Here is a 1,984-nt window from a genome sequence, read left to right as displayed (position 1 = left end):
GGCAACCTCGGCTGGCAGATGATCTTCCGCGATCTCGGCGGCGGCGTCAGCGAGGTCTCGACGCTTTCCTGGTGGCCGGACATGGACGCGGTCCACGCCTTCGCCGGCCCGACCCCTGAGCGCGCCGTCTACTATCCCGAGGACGACCGCTTCCTGCTCGACCGGCCGGAACACGTCGAACACCACCGGGTCGTGGCCGGATCGATCCTGCGCGGTTAGACGCCCCGCGAAGGTTACAGCCGCTTCACTTGCCGCCGTAACAAGCCCGTTGCAGCTTGGACTGCAACGAGGGGTGGCAAATCATGCTGGCAATCAAAAGCCTGACGCACGTCTACGCGAACGGCACGCGCGCGTTGGACGGCGTCGACATCGAGATCGGCAAGGGGATGTTCGGCCTCTTGGGTCCCAACGGGGCCGGCAAGTCCACCCTGATGCGCTCGATCGCGACGCTGCAGACGCCAACGTCCGGCGAGATCCGGTTCGGCGACGTCGACGTGATCAAGGAACCCGAGAAGCTGCGGCGGACGCTGGGGTACCTGCCGCAGGACTTCGGCGTCTATCCGCGGGTCTCGGCCTACGACCTCCTCGACCACATGGCCGTCCTGAAGGGCATCGCCGGCAAGGGCGAGCGCAAGCAGACGGTCGAGGCGCTGCTGCATCAGGTGAACCTCTGGGAGGTGCGCAAGAAGGCGGTCGCCGGCTATTCCGGCGGGATGCGCCAGCGCTTCGGCATCGCCCAGGCGCTCATCGGTCAACCCCAGCTGATCATCGTCGACGAGCCCACCGCCGGCCTCGACCCGGAGGAGCGCAACCGCTTCCTGAACCTGCTCGCCGAGATCGGCGAAAACGTCGTGGTGATCCTCTCGACCCACATCGTCGAGGACGTGGCCGACCTCTGCCCGCGGATGGCGGTGCTGGCCCGCGGCCGGATCCTCAAGGAAGGCGCGCCCTCCGAACTGATGCGCGAGCTGGCCGGCCGCGTCTGGCGCAAGACGATCGACCGGCACGAACTGGACGCCGAACGCCAGCGGCACGAGGTGATCTCCACCCGGCTGGCCGGCGGCCGCACGGTGATCCATGTGCTGGCCGATAAGGCGCCGGGCGCCGGCTTCGAGCCCGTCGAAGGCGGTCTGGAGGATGTCTACTTCTCGACGCTGTCCGCCTCGCGGCGCGCGGCCTGACCCTCAGGAGCGCGCCCTCATGTTCGGCAAGATCGCGGCCTTCGAGCTGCGCTACCAGGTCCGCCAGCCGATCTTCTGGATCGCCGGCCTGATCTTCTTCCTGCTGGTCTTCGCCTCGGTCACGATCGACCAGATCCAGATCGGCTCCGGCGGCAACATCCACAAGAACGCGCCCGTCGCCATCGCCTCGACGACGCTGATCATGGCGCTGTTCTTCATGTTCGCGGCGACCGCGTTCGTGGCGAACGTCATCGTCCGCGACGACGAGACGGGCTACGGCCCGATCGTGCGGTCCACGCAGATCCGCAAGTTCGACTACCTCTACGGCCGCTTCGCCGGCGCTTTCGTGGCGATCGCGCTCGCCTTCCTGTTCGTGCCGCTAGGCCTGTTCCTGGGCTCGCTCATGCCCTGGGTCGATCCCGAGACGCTGGGCCCGAACCGCCTGGCCGACTACGCCTTCGCCTACGCCGTGCTGGCGCTGCCGGGCCTGTTCCTGATCTCGGCCATCTTCTTCACCGTCACGACCCTGACGCGCTCGATGATGGGCGCCTACCTGGGCGTCGCGGCCTTCCTGGTCGCCTACTTCGCCCTCGTGGCCGCGCTGCGGGACCCCAGCCACCTGCCGCTGGCCGCCCTCGTGGAGCCGATCGGCCAGGCCGCCTTCTCCGCCGCCACGCGCTACTTCACCGCCGCCGAGGCGAACTTGGCCCATGACCACGAAGCCCGGATTGCAGGAATTTTCCACCACCTGCAGGAACGTTTCGCTGCCATGCCCGCCTCGCTTCCAGCACCGCAGCCGGGCA

Annotated in this window: 3 protein-coding genes; all 3 read left to right on the top strand. The window is 67.9% G+C overall.

All coding sequences use genetic code 11. The features are described from left to right. On the top strand, nucleotides 1-219 hold a 219-nt coding region (locus RIF93_RS20390), incomplete at its 5' end, for a hypothetical protein (protein WP_309093266.1). An 83-nt stretch (nucleotides 220-302) separates the two neighbouring features. After that, nucleotides 303-1,181 (top strand): ABC transporter ATP-binding protein, encoded by an 879-nt coding sequence (locus RIF93_RS20385; protein WP_309093265.1) that lies wholly within the window; start codon nucleotides 303-305, stop codon nucleotides 1,179-1,181. A gap of 19 nt (nucleotides 1,182-1,200) precedes the next feature. Then, nucleotides 1,201-1,984, top strand: a 784-nt coding sequence (locus RIF93_RS20380; protein ID WP_375163915.1) for an ABC transporter permease, incomplete at its 3' end; no start/stop codon positions are given.

The organism is Phenylobacterium sp. (assembly GCF_031181185.1).
In the GTDB taxonomy this organism is placed as follows: Bacteria; Pseudomonadota; Alphaproteobacteria; order Caulobacterales; family Caulobacteraceae; genus Phenylobacterium.
Note: the sequence above shows the minus strand (reverse complement) of the source record. Positions and strands in the feature narration are given on the sequence as shown.